We start from the raw sequence: 18,359 nt of genomic DNA, 5'->3' as shown, positions 1-18,359 counted from the left end.
TAGGGTGGCCACGAGGCCTCCGGTATCGGGTTTTTCTTGGTCGTTAAACCACCTACCGGAGGCCTCACACGTTAACGATCAAGACACGCCGGACCACCCCGAACCAGACTTCGAAACAGGCCCTAGGCGTCGATTCGCGGATGGTCGCCGCCGCCTATCTGGTCGAGGGCGTGGTAGAGCACCGGAGCCAGGACGGCCATACCGTCGCGGACACCACCGGTCGAGCCGGGCAGGTTGACGATGAGCGTGCGACCGGCGACCCCGGCCAGGCCTCGCGACAGGATGGCGGCGGGCACAGCGTCGCGGTTTTGCATACGCATGGCCTCGGCGATCCCCGGTATCTCACGTTCGACCACCCGGCGGGTCATCTCGGGCGTCAGGTCCATAGGCGTGAGCCCGGTGCCGCCCGTGGTGACGACCAGGTCGTACTCCGCGTCCACGGCGTCCCGCAGCACCTCCTCGACGCGTTCGCCATCCGGGATCACCAACGGGCCGTCCACCTGACAGCCGAGGTTCTGCAACAGCTCGACGAGCACCGGCCCGGACTTGTCGGCGTACACACCGGCCGCCGCCCGGTTGGACACCGTGACGGCCATCGTCCGGATCATCGTCGCCTCCATGGTCAGCTCGTACGAAATGCGCCAGCCCTCCGTACGCGCGCCCTACATGCGCCCGGTCCGGGGACTAGACACGCGTAGCCAATCCTCACGGGCTGGTATACGCCAATCCTCGCGGATTTGGCGCGTACCCATCCTCGCAGGCTCGTTACGTACCTATCCTCGCGGGCTCACAATGCGCGTTAGCACCAACACGCGCACAGACCCGATGCGCTCCCCCACCCCCAGACGCGACGAGCCCACGCGCCGCTGGGTCGCCCGTCCTCACCCGCATGTGACCGACGCACCCGCCCGCCCAGGCGCACAAGGCAGATCCACCACGGTCAAGCACACCCGGCAAACTCAGCACACTTACCTACACACGACGGACCCGACGCGCTCACCAAAGGCGCACGCCACGTTCCGGCGCGATTACCTGCGCACCGTATGCCCAGCGCCAGTTACGGTCGCATGGCAGGCGCGCGGCACGCGCACCAGGTGTAGGGCAAGGCCAGCGCGGTTGGCTGCGCATTGCGAGCTTGGCGTCGTACCGGCACGTGGCAGGTTCGGCGCGGTTATGGGCGCGCGGCAGGCGCGCTGCACTTTCGGGTGCAGGTGCGGATGGGCTTGGTGCGGCACGTGTGCTTAGGGCTCGCCGCGGCGCCAGACGCCGGTTTTGCCGCCGGTCTTCTCTTCGACCCGGACGTCGGTGATCACTGCTGCCGGGTCGATCGCCTTGACCATGTCGATCAGGGCCAGGCCGGCGACGGTGACCGAGGTCAGCGCCTCCATCTCGACGCCGGTGCGGTCGGCGGTACGGACGGTGGCGCTGATCGAGACGCCGCCGTCCTCGACCGCCAGGGTGACCGAGACGCCGTGCAGCGCGATCGGGTGGCAGAGAGGCACCAGGTCGGGGGTGCGTTTGGCGCCCATGATCCCGGCGATCCGGGCGACCGACAGCGCGTCGCCCTTCGGCACGTCGCCGGAACGCAGCGTGGCGACGCAGTCGGGCGACAGCCGCACGAAACCCGTGGCGGTGGCGGTCCGGGACGACACGTTCTTGGCCGACACGTCGACCATGCGTGCCGCTCCCGAGGAGTCCAGATGCGTGAACCCGGTGAATTCCGAACCCATGGCGCTCATGACGGCAACCTCAAGACCTCGACATACGAACCGGCGGGCAGGTCCTCGGCATCCTCGGGCAGCGCTATGAGCGCGTTAGCCGACGACAGCGCGGCCAGTTGGTGGGAGCCCTGTCCCTCCGCCGGAGTGACGGTGTAGCTGTGCTGGTTGTAACTCAGTGTCGCGCGCAGGAAGTGCGCGAGCCCGGCCGGGGACTTCACGTCCTCGGCCAATACCGCTGTGACGGTGGGCAGCGGTTCCGGAGGCAAGCCCTGCATGGCACGTAGCGCGGGCCTGACGAACACCTGGAACGACACGTACGCGCTGACCGGGTTGCCGGGCAGCGTGAAGATGGGTGTGCCTTCCATCAGGCCGAACCCCTGCGGTTTGCCGGGCCGCATCCGCACCTTGTGGAACTGCACGGTGCCGACACCCGTCAGCACCTCTTTGACCACGTCACGCGCGCCCATGGAGACGCCGCCGGACGTGACCAGCGCGTCGGCGCGTACGAGCTGGTCTTCCAGCGTCTCCAGCACCTTGCGCGGATCGTCTTCGACCATGGTCTGGCGGTAGCCGACTCCGCCTGCCTCGATCACCGCGGCGGTGAGCATGAAGCTGTTGGAGTCCCAGATCTGTCCGGGCGCAAGCTCGGAGCCCGGTTCGCGCAGCTCGGTGCCCGTCGAGAGCACGACGACGCGCGGCTTGGGCCGTACCACCGCCCGCGCACGACCGACCGCCGCCAGCATGCCCAGCTGGGTGGCGCCCAGCCGGATCCCGGTGCTCGCGACGACCTGCCCTGCCAGGACGTCCTCTCCCGACCTCCGGATGTAGTGGCCGGGCGGCGCGGGACGGGTGATCCGGACGGTCGCGGCGCCACCGTCCGTCCACTCGACCGGGATGACGGCGTCGGCACCGGCGGGCATCGGCGCGCCCGTCATGATGCGCGCGGTGAGGCCGGGCCGGATCGCGGTCACGCCGGAGTCGCCGGCGGCGATGTCACCGATCACGGGCAACACCGCCGGCTCGGCCTCAGAAGCACCCGCGACGTCGGCCGATACCACCGCGTACCCGTCCATCGCGGAATTGTCGAAGGGCGGCAGCGGGACCGGCGCGGTCACCGGCTCGGCGAGAACGCCGCCCGCCGCCTCCAGCAGAGCCAGGTCGAGCGGCGGCAGCACCGGCACGTTGGCCAGGATGTCCGCAAGATGCTCGTCGACCGTCCTCATGGCACCTCTTCCCCGGGGTACGCGCGTTCCGTACCGGCTACTCCCCGCCGTTCTGCCGAACGAACTCCCGTAGCCACGGCATGAATTCGGGAGCCAGGTCTGGGCGCTCGGACGCGAACTGTACGACGGTACGCAGGTACTCCAGCTTGTTACCGGTGTCGTAGCGACGACCCCGGAACTTCACCCCGTACACGCCACCGCCCTGGTCGCCGGGCATGTCGGCGAGGGTACGCAGCGCGTCGGTCAGCTGAATCTCGCCGCCGCGGCCGGGCGGGGTCTTCTCCAGGACGTCGAAGACCGCCGGGTCGCACACGTACCGCCCGATGATGATCCAGTTGCTCGGCGCCTCCTCCACCGACGGCTTCTCGACCAGGTCGGTGATCTTCACGACGTCCTCTTCGTCGGTGGCCTCGATGGCGGCGCAGCCGTACGCGGACACCTGGTCGGGGTCGACCTCCATGAGCGCCACGACGCTGCCGCCGTGCCTCTGCCGGACCTCGATCATCCGGGTGAGCAGCTGGTCCCGCGCGTCGATCATGTCGTCGCCGAGCAGCACGGCGAACGGCTCGTTCCCGACGTGCTGGCGGGCACAGTGCACCGCGTGGCCGAGGCCGCGCGGCTCGCCCTGCCGGACGTAGTGCATGATCGCCAGGTCGCTGGACTCGTGCACGGCGGCCAGGCGATCCTCGTCGCCCTTGGCGCGCAGCGCGTCCTCGAGTTCGTAGGCCCGGTCGAAGTGGTCCTCGATGGACCGCTTGCTCCGGCCAGTGATCATCAGAACGTCGGTGAGGCCGGCGGCGACCGCCTCCTCGACGACGTACTGGATCGCCGGTTTGTCGACGATGGGCAGCATTTCCTTGGGAGTCGCCTTGGTGGCGGGCAAGAATCGGGTACCGAGGCCGGCCGCCGGGACGACGGCCTTGAGTACAGGTGCGAAGTCGGCCATGCGAAGACCCTAGCCATCGAGAGCGAGCGAAACGTGCAGCACCCAGAGCAGGAGGCTGAAATCTCCATAACAAACTCAGCAAAAAGCGAGGCCGCAGCTAGCGCGACTCCCGCCAAAGGCGACACGCAAGCCACAAAAGGGGCCCCGCACACTCCCAAGCCACAAGCACCCGCCCCCGAAGCCGACGCACGCACCCCAAAACCCGGCGCGTCCGGTGCGGAAGGGGAAGTGCGGGAGTCTGGGGTCGGCGCGCCTAGTACGGAAGACGACGCGCGGGAAACCGCATCTGGTGCGGAGGGTGATGTGCGGGAGCCTGAGTTTGGCGCGCCCAAGGCTGAGGACGATGCGCGCGGCCTTCCGGGTGGCGTGTCTGGTACGCAAGGCGTGGCGCACGGGGCGAAGCGTGAGCTGCGGCGCTCGTTGCTTGCCGCGCGAGGGGGAATGAGCTCGGACGAACGCGCCGCTGCGGCTCGTTCTATGCGGGACGCTCTGCTTTCGGTTCCTGAGTTGGAGATGGGGGGCACGATCGCGGCGTACGTCTCGTTCGGTACCGAGCCCGACACCCGTGGGCTGATTTTCGGGTTGTGGAAGCGCGGCGCGTACGTCCTTCTCCCCCGGCTCCTACCGGACGGCGATCTGGACTGGGCGTCGTACGAGGGCCCCGACTCGCTCGTTCCCGGTCCCATGGGTCTGCTAGAGCCCGCCGAGCCACCGCGCGGACCCCAGGCGGTCGCCAGCGCGGACGTGGTGCTCGTACCGGCCGTGGCGATCGACCGCACGGGGCTGCGCCTGGGCCGCGGCGGCGGTTCGTACGACCGTGCCCTCGCCAGAGTCGGCCCGGCCATCCTGACGATCGGGCTGGTGTACGACCGGGAGCTGGTGGACGAGGTGCCCGCCGAGCCCCACGACCGCCGTGTCCGTGCCGCCGTGACCCCTGAGGGCGGGCTACTCCGGTTCTCGTAGGCGCCCCTACGCTGAGCCCGACAAGATCGCGGTCGATCCCGCCCCCGGAGGGCGCGCTGGAGGTACGACATGACGACGCCGTGGCGGATTCTCTCCCTGCCTCCGCTCGACCATGGCCTGGTACGGGGGTTGTTCGCCCCGCTCGGCGACGCGGTGGAGATCACGTTCCCGGAGACGAGGGACCGCGCCGGGTTGCACGCCGCGCTGCCGACTGCCGAACTGGTCATCGGAGACTTCACCGGCCAGCTCGCCGTCGACGCCGATGCCGTGGCGGCCGCGCCGCGCCTGGCGTTCGTTCAGATGCCCTCGGTCGGAACGGACAGCCTCGATCTGGACGCGCTCGCCGCCGCGGAGGTGCCCGCGGCCAACGCCGCCGGGTTCAACGCCCGGGCCGTGGCGGAATGGGCGGTCGGCGCCGCGTTCGCCCTCTGCCGGCAGCTCGTCTGGGGCGACCGGCGCGTCCGGGCGGGCGAGTGGCCCCAGATGGAACTGCTCGCCCGTGGCCCGCGCGAGATCCACACGCAGCGGGTCGGGATCATCGGGTACGGGCCGATCGGCGAGGAGGCGGCCCGGCTGTTCGGCCTGCTGGGCAGCCCGGTGTCGTACTGGTCCCGGCGCCGCCGCCCGCAGGCCGCCGCCACGTACCGCGAGTTCGACGACCTGCTGGCGAACTCCGACATCCTCGTCGTCGCCGTCCCACTGACGCCCGAGACCACGGGGTTGCTGAACGCGCAGAAGCTCGCGCTCCTGCCGCCGAACGCCCTGCTCGTGAACGTGGGCCGCGGCGGGATCGCGCCGGACGCCGACGTGCTCGCCGCACTCGAATCGGGGAATCTGGCCGGGGCCGCGCTCGACGTCTTCGAGGAGGAGCCGCCGCCTGCCGACCATCCGCTCCGTACCCATGACAACGTGCTGGTCTCGCCGCACACGGCGGGCGGGAGCTCGATGTCCCAGATCAAGCTGGTGACGATGGTCAAGGACAACATCGCCGCCGCCGTCTCCGGCCGCCCTGTGGTGAACGTGGTGAACGGCGTCGACCCGCAGGTCAAGCGCCGCTGATCCGTTCCCGCCGTCCCGAACGGTCAGTCGCAAATAGGTGATCCGTACACGAATCTGTAGGATCTCTTAACGATCAGGCTTCCGCGACCCCGAAGGGTGGGATGTGCAGCTCGACCTCTGGCTACTCTTCGGGGCCACACTCGTACTCAGCGCCATCGTCGCCGTCCGCCTGTCGCACCAGGCAGGACTTCCGTCGCTGCTCGCCTATCTGGGTCTCGGTCTGCTCATCGGCGAGTCAGGCCCTCTGCACATCAAGTTCGACAACGCGGCGGTGGCCGAGACGCTCGGCCTGGCCGCCCTCGTTCTGATCCTGGCCGAGGGCGGGATCACCACCAACTGGCGCCACGTACGGCCGTCGGTACCCGCCGCGCTGGCGGTGTCCACGATCGGGACGCTGATCAGCATCGTGGTGGTGGCGGTCGCCGCCGTCTGGCTGATCGGCCTGGACTGGCGGCTGGCGTTCCTCCTGGCCGCCGTTCTCGCGCCGACCGACGCCGCGGCGGTGTTCTCGGTGCTGCGCAGGCTGCCGCTGCCGTCCCGGTTGAGCGGGCTGCTGGAGGCGGAGTCGGGCTTCAACGACGCACCCGTCATCATCGTCGTCGTCACGCTCAGCATGGCCCCGGGCATGCCGAGCCTGCCGGAGCTCGCCGGCGTCATGATCTACGAGCTGATCGCCGGTGGCATGATCGGCTTCGCGATCGGCTGGCTTGGCGCGTACGCGCTGCGCCGGGTGGCCCTGCCCGCCTCCGGTCTCTACCCGATCGCTGTGCTGTCACTGGCAGTCGGTTCGTACGGCGCGGCGGCGTTGCTGCACGCCAGCGGCTTCCTCGCCGTCTATGTAAGCGCGCTGGTACTGGGCAACTCGCGCCTACCGCACCGCCCCGCGACACGTGGCTTCGCCGAAGGCATCGCTTGGCTGGCCCAGATCGGGCTGTTCGTGATGCTGGGACTGTTGGCCTCGCCAAGCAAACTGCCTGGGCAGATCGTGCCCGCCCTGGTGATCGGGTTCGTTCTGCTCCTGGTGGCGCGGCCGCTGTCGGTCGTGCTGTCCACGATCGGCTTCAAGATCAGCTGGGGCGAGAAGATCTTCGCCTCCTGGGCGGGACTGCGCGGCGCGGTTCCCATCGTGCTGTCCACGATCCCGATGAGGGAGGACGTCCTCGGCTCCGAACGGCTCTTCTCCATCGTCTTCAACATCGTGGTCGTCTTCACGCTGCTCCAGGGCCCCACCCTGCCGCTGGTGGCACGCTGGTGCGGCCTCAAGAGCGACGAGCAGGCCCGCGAGATCGACGTGGAAGCGGCCCCGCTGGAGGAACTGCACGCCGATCTCCTGGAGATCCGCATCCCCCTGGACTCCCGGCTGAACGGAGTCGAGATCTTCGAACTCCGCCTGCCGACGGGCGCCTCGGTGACCTTGATCGTCCGGGACGGAAGCAGCTTCGTACCCGAGCCGACCACCACCCTCCGCGCGGGCGACACCCTCCTGGTGGTCAGCACCGCCGAGGTCCGCGACGCCGCCGAACGCCGCCTCCGCGCCGTGAGCCGCCGAGGCAAACTGGCAGGCTGGTTCGGCGAAACCGGCCACTGACCCGGCCCCAGCGGCCGCCGATGGCCCTACCCGGCCACCAGGCGAACGGCCTGGAAATACGCCCAGGGCGAATCGTGTTCCAGTCATGGGTACCATTAGCAGTCGTTCTAGAGGAGTGCCAGCCCCACACCGGGGCTGTGTCAGCGAGGAGGAACCGTGCCGACGTATCAGTACGTTTGCACCGAGTGCGGCGAGCCTCTCGAGGTCGTGCAGAAGTTCAGCGACGACGCGCTGACCGAGTGCCCGAGCTGCGAAGGGAAGCTGCGCAAGGTCTTCTCTGCCGCAGGCATCATCTTCAAGGGCAGCGGTTTCTACCGGACCGACAGCAGGGGTTCCGGCAAGTCGTCGTCGACCGTGGGCGCCGGCAGCTCGACGTCCAATGGCTCGTCCGGTACGTCGGAGTCGTCCTCATCGTCGGACTCCTCGTCTTCCACGAGCTCGTCGAGCACCGACTCCTCCTCGTCCAGCAGCTCCAGCAGCTCGACGAGCGGCTCCGGCGCAAAGGTCGCCTGACCACGGTCCCAGCGTTCAGAGGGTCATGGCCCCGTCCCCGTACGGCCGCCGTGGCCCTCTTCGCCGTCCCCAGACCGAGGTAGAAGCCCCACGCAAGGCCCGTAGCCCAACGCCGCACCCCGATAACGCCGCAGCCCCCGTGGCAACACCGACCGTGGCAGCGGCGTCGCCGCCGCGGCACCATGACGTGGCACCAGCACGACCCGCAGCAACATGACCATTGCGGCAGCACGCCCCGTCGGCACGACCGTGGCGACGGCCCGCCGCGGCACCATGAGCATGGCCACAGCACGACCGCAGCGGCAGAGCGACCGTCGCGCCAGCACGACCGCGCGCACAGAACGACCGTCGCGACCAGCACGACGATCGCGGAACCGCGACTATGACGGCAGCATGACCGCCTCGCGGCAGCGCCCGAGGCGGCACCACGACCCGCCGCGACACGACCATGATGGCGATACGACCGGCCGACAGCGCGACCGCCAGTGGCGGCACCACGATTACGACCGTTGCGGCGGGCACGACCGTGAGCACAGCGCCATCACCGTGGCAGCATGACGGTGGGCGCAGCACGACCGTGACAGCACACGACCGGGTGGCGGCACCGCCCGCAGCAACATGACCATGGCGGCAGCACGGCGCGTCGGCGTGTCTGTGGCGACGGCCAGCCGCGGCACCATGGGCTTGGCCACAGCACGACCGCAGCGCCGGAGCGACCGTTGCGGCAGCACGACCGCGCGGACAGAACGACCGTCGCGGCCAAACGACGGTGACGGCAGCGCAACCGCTACGGTCGCACGCCGCGGCACCATTCGTGTAGCCCACAGCACAACGGTCCGAGCAGCAAGACCGTGGCAGCGGCGCGACCGTGGCACCGAAGTGGCCGTCGCAGCAGGACGAATGGGCGGACCGAACCATTGCGACCCATACGAAGCTGGCGGCAATCCGGAAACTGCGACGGCAGCATGACGGCCGTGCGAGCACGACGAGTGGCCGCGGCACGACGGTCCAGTATCAGGATCGTGACGGCAGCACGGCCGTCTGCCGGCCAGCACGAAGGTCACGGTCGTTGCGAACTGTGCGGCAGGACGGCTGTCGCGGTGCGAGCGCGGTGGTGGCGACCGTGAGGGCGACGTGGTCCTAGGGGCAATGCGGCCGCGATGTCGACGAGGCCGGGGGCGGGCAATCCCAATTCAGGGGACGCTGACGGCGGTGCGGATGTGGTGGCGGGTCCCTGGGGCTACGGCCGTCGTGGTGGGGTGGACGCGGTGGCAGGGAGTTCGGGGCGTGGCCACTTCCGGCCCCGGCAGGGAACCTTCGTGCGTTCGGGCGCGGTGTGGAAGGTTGACGCGCCTTCGGGTAGCGGCGCTACGGGGGTGCCTGGACATGTCGGCCGCCTTTCACAGCACCGCGGGTGGAGTCGGCGGATAGCTTTCCGATGGGCCTTTAGCGTGCGGTGACCTTTGAGGGCGGTTCCGATCGGAATGCCTGGTCCTCCGTGTGCCTGAGTGGGGCCGCCCTCCTTGCGGCTGAGCGTCCGGCCTGCCTGTACGCCACCGGGAGTAGCCCTGGTGGCCTCGTTCACTCGCAAGATGTAGGTCCGGTCACCTCCCAAGCCCGACGCGCGTGCGGTCACCGTCCGGCGAGCATCAGGTCATGCCAGTGAACGTGGCGATGAGCAGCCAAATCACGTCAGCGGACCAACGGATATCGGTGGCTCCGATGAGTTTGGGATCCCCGAGTAGTCATCAGGGATGGGTCAGGGACGACTCGGGGCGCTCCCCAATACCGGCCCGGGCCTTCGCCGCGGACGCTGGCATGGACGCTGTGAGACCGATCAACCCAAGACGAGATACTACTTGACAAGTCTCTGTTTTAGAGACAATCTGAATCCAACACGACATATCTCGTTCGAGAGCGCGTTAGGCAGGAGAGGACCGATGAGTGCACCGAGCCAGGATCCCCCCAAGGGCTGGGCATACCGACTGGCAAGCCTGATCTCCGGTAGACGTACTAAATGGGTGGTGCTCGCCATCTGGGTCGTGGCGCTGGCGGTCCTCGGGCCGCTGGCGGGCAAGCTTGGCGACGTAGAGAAGAACGACGCGGCGAGCTGGTTGCCCAAGAGCGCCGAGTCCACCCAGGTCGTCAAGCTGCAGGAGCAGTTCCGTAAGGACGAGACGATGCTGGCCGTCATCGTCTACGAACGTTCAGGCGGTGCCATTACGGCGGCAGACACGGCAAAGGCCAAGGCTGATACGGCCACCTTCGGCAAGCTGCCAGGTGCGCAAGGCGTGGAGGGGCCGTTCCCGTCGAAGGACGGCAAGGCCCTGCAGACCCTCGTTCCGCTGACCGACGTCGACGTCACCAAGGCCGTCGATGACGCACGCGATCTGGCCAAGCGCGGCCCGCCCGGCCTGGACGCGCACGTCACCGGCCCCGCGGGCGCCGGCGCCGACATGTTCAAGGTCTTCGAGACCATCGACGGCTTCCTGCTGATGGCCGCCGGCATCGTCGTGATCGTGCTGCTGCTGATCATCTACCGCAGCCCGGTGTTGTGGTTCGTCCCCGTCCTGAGCGCCGTCTTCGCGCTCGGCCTGGCGCAGTCCGTGGTCTACCTGCTGGCCAAGAACGGCGGCGTGACCGTGAACGGGCAAAGTGCAGGCATCCTCACCGTTCTGGTCTTCGGAGTCGCCACCGACTACGCGCTGCTGCTCGTGGCCCGCTACCGCGAGGAACTGCACCGCCACGAAGACCGCCACGAAGCCATGGCGTACGCGCTGCACCGCGCCGGCCCCGCCATCATCGCCTCCGCCGCCACTGTCGCGGTCGGCCTACTGTGCCTGCTCATCGCCGACATGAACTCCACCAAGGGCATGGGTCCGGTCGCCGCGGCCGGCGTCATCACCGCCCTGGCCTCCATGACCACCCTCCTGCCCGCGCTGCTGGTCATCTTCGGCCGCTGGCTCTTCTGGCCGCTCGTGCCGCGCTATGACGTCAAATACCTCGACCCCGAGTCGTACGACAAGGAGCACGGCATCTGGAGCAAGGTGGCCCGGCTCGTCAGCGCCAAGCCACGTCTCCTGTGGGCCGTCACCTCGGTCGGCCTGGTCGCCATGACCCTCGGCCTCGGCTCGCTGAAGGCCGACGGCCTCTCCGACGCCGGCCAGTTCGTCGACAAGCCCGACTCGATCGTCGGCGCCGAGGCGGTCGCCCGGCACTTCCCCGCGGGCTCCGGCTCACCGGCCGTGGTCATCGCCAAGGCGTCCGCGTCCACCGAGGTGGCCCGCGCCATCTCCGGTACGCCCGGCGTCGCCGAACTGGGCAAGCCGGTCACGGTGAACGGGCTGGTCCAGTACGAGGCCACCCTCAAGGACTCGGCCGACAGCAAGGCCGCGCAGAACACCATCGACCGGCTGCGAGACACCGTCCACAGAGTGCAGGGCGCCGACGCCCAGGTAGGCGGCATGACGGCCACCAACCTGGACATCAAACGGGCCTCGGCGCGCGACAACAAGGTCATCATCCCGATCGTGCTGGTCGTGGTCTTCCTGATCCTGGTCGCGCTGCTGCGGGCACTGGTGGCGCCGCTGCTGATGATGGCCACCGTGGTGCTGTCGTTCCTCGCCTCGCTGGGAGCCTGCGCGCTGATCTTCAGGCACGGGTTCGGGTTCGAGGGCACCGACGCGGGATTCCCGCTGCTGGCGTTCATCTTCCTGGTGGCCCTCGGCGTGGACTACAACATCTTCCTGATGCACCGCGTCCGTGAGGAGTCGCAGCACCTCGGCACCCGCCGCGGCGTCCTGCGCGGCCTCACCGTCACCGGCGGCGTCATCACCTCGGCCGGGCTGGTGCTGGCGGCCACGTTCGCCGCCCTGGCCACCCTGCCGCTGGTGTCGATGGCCGAGATGGGCTTCGTGGTCGCCTTCGGCGTCCTGCTCGACACGATCATTGTCCGGTCGCTGCTGCTGCCCGCGCTGTCGTTCGACATGGGCCGCCGCATCTGGGCCCCGGGCCGTCTCGCCAAGCAGGAGCCGCCCATCGCGGCCTCCTCCCCAGAGCCGCCCAAGGTCCTGGACCGGGTCGGCTGACCTCGGAGTCAGCGGCTTTCAGTCGGCGGACATCGAGGCCAGCCGCTGAAAGCCCTGAATCCCCTCGGCTGACATCGAGATAGGGAAGGCCCCCGCGCCATCCGCAAGGATCGCGCAAACCCAAGCGCGGGTCGTCCAACTCAAGCGCGCATCGCGCAGACCCGAGTGCGGGTCGGCAAACCCGAGTGCGGGTCGTGCAGACCCAAGCGCGGGTCGTCCAACCGAAGCACGGATCGAGTAGACCCACCTCCCGAGAAGGGGCCCGGCATCCTCCCGCCGGGCCCCTTCGCTATGCCCAGGAGCCGAGTTATCCACAGTGCCCACGAACGTCCTTAGGCTGTGCGTCCAGGAGAGAGCACAGGGGTGGCAGGTACGGGTTCAGCACAAGTGATAGGCGAGACTTAACGAACTTTGTGCCGGACGCACGGAGACAGATCGCTGGAAGGTATCGCCGATCAACGCACATACCGCCAAAATGAACATCTCGGATATTTCCTCGGAGCGGAGCCCCACATGACCGGCCTGGACAAAATCGACACGACCGTGCCGCACTCGGCCAGAGTGTGGAACTACTGGCTCGGCGGCAAGGACAACTATCCCGTCGATCGCGCGGCCGGAGACCAGTTCATCGAGAACGTCCCCAGCATCGTCGACACCGCGCGGCAATCCCGATACCTCCTCCAGCGAGTCGTCCGGCACCTCGGCGAACGCGAGGGCATTCGCCAGTTCCTGGATATCGGCACCGGACTTCCCACCGTGGACAACACACACGAGGTCGCACAACGCGTAGCGCCGGAAACCCGCATCGTCTACGTCGACAACGACCCGCTCGTGTTGGTCCATGCCCGCGCGCTGCTTACAAGTACGCCGGAGGGGGCCACCGACTATGTGGACGCAGACCTGAAAGAACCGGATGCGATCCTCAACGCGGCTGCGAAGACACTGGATTTCAGTCGCCCCGTGGCACTGATGTTGATGGGCATACTCGGCTTCATCGCCGACGAGGAGGATCCTCACGGCATCGTTCGGAAGCTCGTAGACGCGCTTCCTTCAGGAAGCTTTCTGTCTCTCTGGGACGGTGTGAACGTCGTGAGCGGAGAGGCGCTCGACGAGGCTCAGGGCGACTACAACGAAGAGGGCGGAGTCCCTTACACGCTCCGAAGCCCCGAAGAGATCGCGCGGTTCTTCGACGGCCTGGAGCTACTGGAGCCCGGCGTTGTCCCCGTAACCAAGTGGCGCCCCGAAGCCAACCCGTGGGGCACTCCTCATGACGTTGACGCACTGTGCGGGGTGGCGCGCAAGATCTGACATAGGCGAGCCCCCAGGCAGCAGGCAGCGTGGGGGCACGCCTCAGGCCCCGGCCCCATGAGGTCGGGGTGGGCTCCATAGGCGTCCACTGGCATTGGCCAGCATCAACTGGCTGGGCATACGCCATCGACCCGTAACAGCCGGCAACGGAAGCGGAGTTATCCACAGATCGGGGAGGGCCTCCCGGATGCCCACGGACGGTGGTTAATGTCGGCGGCATGACAACGCCTTCCGCATCCGCGTCCGCCGCCGAGATCGGTGTGATCGGCGGCTCCGGGTTCTACTCGTTCCTTGACGACATCGAGGAAGTGCAGGTCGAGACCCCTTACGGCCCGCCCAGCGATCTCATCGCGATCGGCGAGCTGGGCGGCCGCCGCGTCGCGTTCGTTCCCCGCCACGGCCGCGACCACCGTTACCCTCCGCACAAGATTCCCTATCGGGCCAACCTGTGGGCGCTGCGCTCCCTCGGCGTCCGCCAGGTGCTCGCGCCGAGCGCCGTAGGCTCACTCACCCCCGCCTACGGTCCGGGCACCCTGGCCGTGCCCGACCAGTTCGTCGACCGGACGTCCGGCCGCGCGCAGACCTACTACGACGAGAACGCAGCGATCCACGTCTCGTTCGCCGACCCCTACTGCCCCATCGGCCGCGGCGTCGCCGTTGAGACGGCGCGCAAGGCCGACTGGGAGCCGGTCGACGGCGGCACCCTCGTTGTCATCGAGGGCCCGCGTTTCTCCACCCGCGCCGAGTCACAGTGGTACGCGGCGCAGGGCTGGACGCTCGTCGGCATGACCGGCCACCCCGAGGCCGTGCTCGCCCGCGAGCTCGCCCTCTGCTACACCCCTCTCTGCCTGGTCACCGATCTGGACGCCGGCATCGAGGAGGGCGAGGGCGTCACGATGGAGGAGGTCTACCGCGTCTTCGCCCAAAACATCGACCGGCTCCGGGCCGTAGTCTCCGATGTGGTCGGCGCCCTTCCCAGCGACCGCACCTGTCCCTGCTCACGCGCCCTAGACGGCATGGCACTCCCCCTGGACCTCCCATGACGGCCAGCGCGTCCACCCCCTCGCGCCGCTTCGTTAAGGCCGGCGCGGCAAGCATCGCGCCCGACCGCCACACGATGCCACCGGCCGATCCGACCGCGTCCACGACACGGCACTCCGGCAGAGCCTGATGAACGGGTGGTTAGCGCGATGGCGGCGGCCGGTCGCGGCGTTGTCGGCGGCGGCCGCCACGGGTCTGGCCCTGCTCGCGCTCCGGCCCGGGCCACCGTCCTCGATCACCGTGGTCACCGCTGCCCGGGACCTGCCGGGCGGCTCCGCACTGCGACCTGCTGATCTCCGTACGGTGGCGCTGCCCGCCGCGCTGGTGCCCGACGGTGCGCTGCGCACGCCGGTGACGGGGCGCTGGCTGGCGGGCCCAGTTCGGCGAGGCGAGCCGCTGACCGACGCCCGGCTGATGAGCCCGGGCCTGCTGCGAGGGCTCGCGCCGGGCACGGTGGCGACACCGGTCCGGATCGCCGATGCCGCGGCCGTACGCCTGCTCCGGGCCGGCGACCGCATCGACGTCCTGGCGACACCGTCGGCAGATCCGCTGACCACCGGTGGAGGCCACGGCGCTCCATGGGCACGCCTGGTCGCCAGCGGGGTGACGGTGATCGCGGTGCCGCGGGGACCGAACGCTGCGTCGACCGACCAGGGAGCCCTCGTGGTCGTCGCGACCTCGACCACACAGGCCTCGGCACTGGTCGCGGTCTCCGCCCGATCAAGGTTGTCGGTCACTATCGTGGGGTAGCTCACGATGTGCAACTGATCGATTACGGTACGGGGTTTTCATGGACGGCTTCAAGAAGTTCCTCCTCCGCGGCAATCTGGTCGAGCTGGCCGTGGCGGTCGTCATCGGCGCCGCATTCGGCGCACTGGTCAACGCGCTGGTGTCCTCGTTCATCACCCCGCTGATCGCCGCGATCGGAGGCAAGCCCGACTTCGGCTCGCTCTACTTCACGGTGAACGGGTCGAAGTTCGCCTACGGCGTCTTCCTCAACGCGCTGATCTCGTTCCTGATCATCGCGGCGGTCGTCTACTTCCTGGTCGTCCGGCCGATCGCCACCCTCCTGGACCGCCTCAACCGCAACCAGCTCGCCACCGAACGCGACTGCCCGGCCTGCCTGAGCGAGATCCCCGTCAAAGCCGCCCGCTGCAAGTTCTGCACAACCGAACTAACCCCCGTCCCATAGAACCGGCCGTGTAGCCCGGGCCCCGGCGACATCCGAAACCCGACCAGAGCCAACGCCCTCCGCATCCACGAGGACCGCCACCCCAGCCCTGAACGTCCACCTCTGCACGATCGGGACTACCCCCTCCCGCAAGACCCACCGCGGCAACCCTCATAAGGCCCGACTCGAACGCCCTACGCACCAGCCCATCGACCGCCCCCTATTGGTCCGTCAAACTCTCCGCACCGGCTCGTCTACGGCGAGCCCCCGCCGCGTGACCGGGCGATCGTCGTCGCCGGTGTCCGGTTCGTCGGTGCGCCGCTCGTCAGCTGCGTCGGGCGCCAGCTGGAACAGGCTGCCCCTGGGCGGCTTCGGCGTTGCCCTCCATGACGGAGGCCACTCATAGCTGAGACGGAGGGCACTCATCGCTGAGGCGAAACGAGCACGACTACCGCAACGGCTCCCTACCAGCCATCCATGCCTTCCCGCACCACGAGGATCGCCACCCCGCCCCTTAACCGTCGCACCCGTCCCCTCCCTCAGTGACCGGGAACTCACAGAGAGGTCAATAAGGGGCACTTCCGTGGGTACGGGCGGGTTTGAACGACTCCACCGTCCCCGCAGGAGCGTCCATGGGTGGCTTCAAGAAGTTCCTGATCCGCGGCAACCTCATCGAACTCGCGGTGGCGTTCGTCGTGGGCGCCGCGTTCGCGAGCCTCGTGAAGGACTTCGCGACGGCGTTCATCGCGCCGCTGATCGCCCTGTTCGGCGGCGAACCCGACTACACCCGGCTGGCGGTAACGATCAACGGGACGAAGTTCCCGTACGGCGTGTTCCTGACCTCGGCGATCGCGTTCCTCGTGACCGCAGTGATCGTCTATTTCGTCGTCGTCCTGCCGACCACCAAACTCATCGAACGCATGGACCGCCACAAGGAGGTCACCGAGCGCGAATGCCCACAATGCCTCAGCGACATCCCGGTGAAGGCCCGCCGGTGCCGCTACTGCACCGTCGAGGTCGTCCCCGCCACCGAGGCGCCCGCCACCTAGACGGCTACGCCCACCATGCCGGGCGACAACACCACTGCCTTGGACGAGAGGACTTCACCAAGGACGTGGCCCCGGACCAGAAACTCGCCGCAAGGCACCGTCACCGCCCGCACCATCCCGACGCCCTAGTCGTCGTCGGTGCCGAACTCCCAGTGCCATGGCTCGAACGGATTGGAGTAGGCCCACGCAGGATGCAGCCATCCGTACTTCTTGGAGTTGGCCTCCATCCAGTTGAACTGGATCGAGCCCGAGTTCTGGATGCCGCCGCACAGGTCGACCGCCTGGCCGCGTCCGTGGTTACTCGTGCCCGGCACGGCCGCGAACCCGGGCCGCTGCGAGTACACACGGTTCTGGTCGGCCAGGCTCCGGTAAGAGTCGGTCACACAGATATCGCGTCCGAAGCGTCTCTTGTACGCGGCGTTCAACTTGTAGAACCCCAAGGCCGCGTCGGCCCGGAGCTGCTCGCCCTTCTGCGGCAGAGGACACAGGTACTTGCTCGGGATCAGCCCGTTCGGGAACTTCCGCGCGTCCGCGGCCAGCTCCTTGTCACAGCCGAGCTCCAGCCGCCGGTCGCGGTCGATCCGCATCCGGTTGAGCATCGTCGTCAGCTGCTTGGTCAGCCGCGTCGACTTGTCCTTCAGCCCGTCGATCTCCTGCTGCAACCGGGTCTGCTCGACCGCGTTCTTCGACTGCAGTTCCTGCGCGGCCGAGGTCAGCCGGGACCGGCGCGCCTGCAGTTCGTCGGCCTTCCGCACCAACGCGTCCTGCCCGTTCGCCAGATGGGTGACGTCCGCGGTCGCCCGCAGGGCGTCGTCCAACGCGCCGCCCCCGAAGATCGCCATGGATCCCGCGGCGCCGGGCTGCTGGTACGAGGCGTTCGCAAGCCTCGCCAGGGGCTCCCGGATGCGGTTGAGCTCCGCCTCCGCCTTGCCGAGGTCCTTCAGCGTGACCCGAAGCTTGTCCTGGGAGCGTGCCAGATCCTTCTTGCGGCCCTCCATCTGCTTGGTGGCCTTCTCCAACTGCGAACGAGCCGCGGAGGCCTGCCGCCGGAGTGCCTCAAGGGGGTCAGCGACCGCGGCCTGCGCCACGGGCGCCCCCAGCGTCATCACCAGGAAAACCGCGGTCAGCCCCGCCGACCGAGGGGTTGGCAATTCACTCCTCCTGATGCCCTGAGAGCAGTCCGCAGGAACGCTACTACAGGTTTCCGAGTGACCCGGGCGCATCAGGTCTCACCGGACGCCGTACCCGTGCCGCAGGCACCACCTGCGAAGGAAGGGGACTTCGGACCATCCCGGCGGGCACCGCCGCACCTCCGGCCGCCGCGTGGGCCGGCTCGGCGTCACCTTCGGCCGAGGCGTCGTCCGCAACCGCGGCACCGGGCTCTTCACGGGCCGTGGCGGCACGTACTCCCCGTACGTCGGATAGGTCTCCGACACCGACGGCGTCGGCCTGACCTCCACCGCGCCCTGCTGCCGCTCCTCCTCCACGGACCCGCCGCCGCGCACCATGATCCCCACAACCAGCCCGAGGGCCACGATCGCACCGGCGACCAGAGCCAACACCCGCCACGGAGCACGCTTCAGCGCCGCCAGGTCCCCTCGATGCCGTCCCGTCACGGCAACAGAGCGTACCGATCCGACCCCGTCCCGGCCTATAGCCCCGCATAAGAGGAGCGACCGGTGCTCCCGT

At 68.6% G+C, this 18,359-nt stretch carries 16 protein-coding genes; 10 read left to right on the top strand and 6 right to left on the bottom strand.

All coding sequences use genetic code 11. The features are described from left to right. Positions 1-122: 122 nt before the first annotated feature. From ABD333_RS40090 to galU, 4 genes are all read right to left on the bottom strand, one after another. Positions 123-608: a MogA/MoaB family molybdenum cofactor biosynthesis protein gene (locus ABD333_RS40090; protein ID WP_344547853.1), complete on the bottom strand. Its 486-nt coding sequence runs from the start codon at positions 606-608 to the stop codon at positions 123-125. A gap of 633 nt (positions 609-1,241) precedes the next feature. Then, on the bottom strand, positions 1,242-1,730 hold the full coding sequence (gene moaC / locus ABD333_RS40085) for a cyclic pyranopterin monophosphate synthase MoaC (protein ID WP_344547859.1): 489 nt from the start codon (positions 1,728-1,730) through the stop codon (positions 1,242-1,244). A 5-nt stretch (positions 1,731-1,735) separates the two neighbouring features. Beyond that, complete coding sequence (glp, locus tag ABD333_RS40080) at positions 1,736-2,944, bottom strand: molybdotransferase-like divisome protein Glp (RefSeq protein ID WP_344547852.1); 1,209 nt, start codon at positions 2,942-2,944, stop codon at positions 1,736-1,738. Positions 2,945-2,981: 37 nt separating this feature from the next. After that, positions 2,982-3,890 carry a UTP--glucose-1-phosphate uridylyltransferase GalU gene (gene galU, locus ABD333_RS40075; protein WP_344547851.1) on the bottom strand — a complete coding sequence of 303 codons (909 nt, stop codon included), beginning with the start codon at positions 3,888-3,890 and terminating at the stop codon, positions 2,982-2,984. Between the two features lie 366 nt (positions 3,891-4,256). On the opposite strand from galU, the gene ABD333_RS40070 reads away from it, so the two are divergent. The 10 genes from ABD333_RS40070 (at position 4,257) to ABD333_RS40025 (ending at position 16,670) form a co-directional block, all read left to right on the top strand. Continuing rightward, positions 4,257-4,853: a 5-formyltetrahydrofolate cyclo-ligase gene (locus ABD333_RS40070; protein WP_410557463.1), complete on the top strand. Its 597-nt coding sequence runs from the start codon at positions 4,257-4,259 to the stop codon at positions 4,851-4,853. 69 nt (positions 4,854-4,922) lie between these two features. Next, the gene (locus ABD333_RS40065; RefSeq protein ID WP_344547850.1) at positions 4,923-5,912 is read left to right on the top strand and encodes an NAD(P)-dependent oxidoreductase; all 990 of its coding nucleotides are present in this window, start codon (positions 4,923-4,925) and stop codon (positions 5,910-5,912) included. A 103-nt stretch (positions 5,913-6,015) separates the two neighbouring features. Next, positions 6,016-7,500 carry a potassium/proton antiporter gene (locus ABD333_RS40060; RefSeq protein ID WP_344547849.1) on the top strand — a complete coding sequence of 495 codons (1,485 nt, stop codon included), beginning with the start codon at positions 6,016-6,018 and terminating at the stop codon, positions 7,498-7,500. A 156-nt stretch (positions 7,501-7,656) separates the two neighbouring features. Next, entirely contained in the window at positions 7,657-8,013 is a 357-nt protein-coding gene (locus tag ABD333_RS40055) for an FmdB family zinc ribbon protein (RefSeq protein ID WP_344547848.1), read from the top strand. Between the two features lie 2,024 nt (positions 8,014-10,037). Next, entirely contained in the window at positions 10,038-12,101 is a 2,064-nt protein-coding gene (locus ABD333_RS40050; RefSeq protein ID WP_344547847.1) for an MMPL family transporter, read from the top strand. 513 nt (positions 12,102-12,614) lie between these two features. Next, a complete protein-coding gene (locus ABD333_RS40045; protein ID WP_344547846.1) occupies positions 12,615-13,409 on the top strand; it encodes an SAM-dependent methyltransferase in 795 nt (264 codons plus the stop codon). A 218-nt stretch (positions 13,410-13,627) separates the two neighbouring features. Further along, entirely contained in the window at positions 13,628-14,452 is an 825-nt protein-coding gene (locus ABD333_RS40040) for an S-methyl-5'-thioadenosine phosphorylase (protein ID WP_344547845.1), read from the top strand. A 127-nt stretch (positions 14,453-14,579) separates the two neighbouring features. Next, the gene (gene cpaB, locus ABD333_RS40035; RefSeq protein WP_344547844.1) at positions 14,580-15,200 is read left to right on the top strand and encodes a Flp pilus assembly protein CpaB; all 621 of its coding nucleotides are present in this window, start codon (positions 14,580-14,582) and stop codon (positions 15,198-15,200) included. 40 nt (positions 15,201-15,240) lie between these two features. Next, positions 15,241-15,642 carry a large conductance mechanosensitive channel protein MscL gene (mscL, locus tag ABD333_RS40030; RefSeq protein WP_344547843.1) on the top strand — a complete coding sequence of 134 codons (402 nt, stop codon included), beginning with the start codon at positions 15,241-15,243 and terminating at the stop codon, positions 15,640-15,642. Positions 15,643-16,253: 611 nt separating this feature from the next. Further along, positions 16,254-16,670, top strand: a complete 417-nt coding sequence (locus ABD333_RS40025) for an MscL family protein (RefSeq protein ID WP_344547842.1) — start codon at positions 16,254-16,256, stop codon at positions 16,668-16,670. Between the two features lie 125 nt (positions 16,671-16,795). On the opposite strand, the gene ABD333_RS40020 is transcribed toward ABD333_RS40025, so the two are convergent. Next, positions 16,796-17,821, bottom strand: coding sequence for a D-alanyl-D-alanine carboxypeptidase family protein (locus tag ABD333_RS40020; protein WP_344547841.1), 1,026 nt, complete (start codon positions 17,819-17,821; stop codon positions 16,796-16,798). A 78-nt stretch (positions 17,822-17,899) separates the two neighbouring features. Continuing rightward, positions 17,900-18,286 carry a hypothetical protein gene (locus ABD333_RS40015; RefSeq protein ID WP_344547840.1) on the bottom strand — a complete coding sequence of 129 codons (387 nt, stop codon included), beginning with the start codon at positions 18,284-18,286 and terminating at the stop codon, positions 17,900-17,902. Positions 18,287-18,359: the final 73 nt, after the last annotated feature.

This window comes from Actinomadura fulvescens, assembly GCF_039533225.1.
GTDB classification, from domain to species: domain Bacteria; phylum Actinomycetota; class Actinomycetes; order Streptosporangiales; family Streptosporangiaceae; genus Spirillospora; species Spirillospora fulvescens.
The sequence above is the reverse complement of the archived record's forward strand: the minus strand, read 5'-3'. Positions and strand labels throughout refer to the sequence as shown.

Coding starts and splice junctions, on each gene's coding strand:
- mscL (WP_344547843.1), top strand. CDS start 15,241: ATGGACGGCTTCAAGAAGTTCCTCCTCCGCGGCAATCTGGTCGAGCTG.
- ABD333_RS40065 (WP_344547850.1), top strand. CDS start 4,923: ATGACGACGCCGTGGCGGATTCTCTCCCTGCCTCCGCTCGACCATGGC.
- ABD333_RS40040 (WP_344547845.1), top strand. CDS start 13,628: ATGACAACGCCTTCCGCATCCGCGTCCGCCGCCGAGATCGGTGTGATC.
- glp (WP_344547852.1), bottom strand. CDS start 2,944: ATGAGGACGGTCGACGAGCATCTTGCGGACATCCTGGCCAACGTGCCG.
- cpaB (WP_344547844.1), top strand. CDS start 14,580: ATGAACGGGTGGTTAGCGCGATGGCGGCGGCCGGTCGCGGCGTTGTCG.
- ABD333_RS40090 (WP_344547853.1), bottom strand. CDS start 608: ATGATCCGGACGATGGCCGTCACGGTGTCCAACCGGGCGGCGGCCGGT.
- ABD333_RS40025 (WP_344547842.1), top strand. CDS start 16,254: ATGGGTGGCTTCAAGAAGTTCCTGATCCGCGGCAACCTCATCGAACTC.
- galU (WP_344547851.1), bottom strand. CDS start 3,890: ATGGCCGACTTCGCACCTGTACTCAAGGCCGTCGTCCCGGCGGCCGGC.
- moaC (WP_344547859.1), bottom strand. CDS start 1,730: ATGGGTTCGGAATTCACCGGGTTCACGCATCTGGACTCCTCGGGAGCG.
- ABD333_RS40045 (WP_344547846.1), top strand. CDS start 12,615: ATGACCGGCCTGGACAAAATCGACACGACCGTGCCGCACTCGGCCAGA.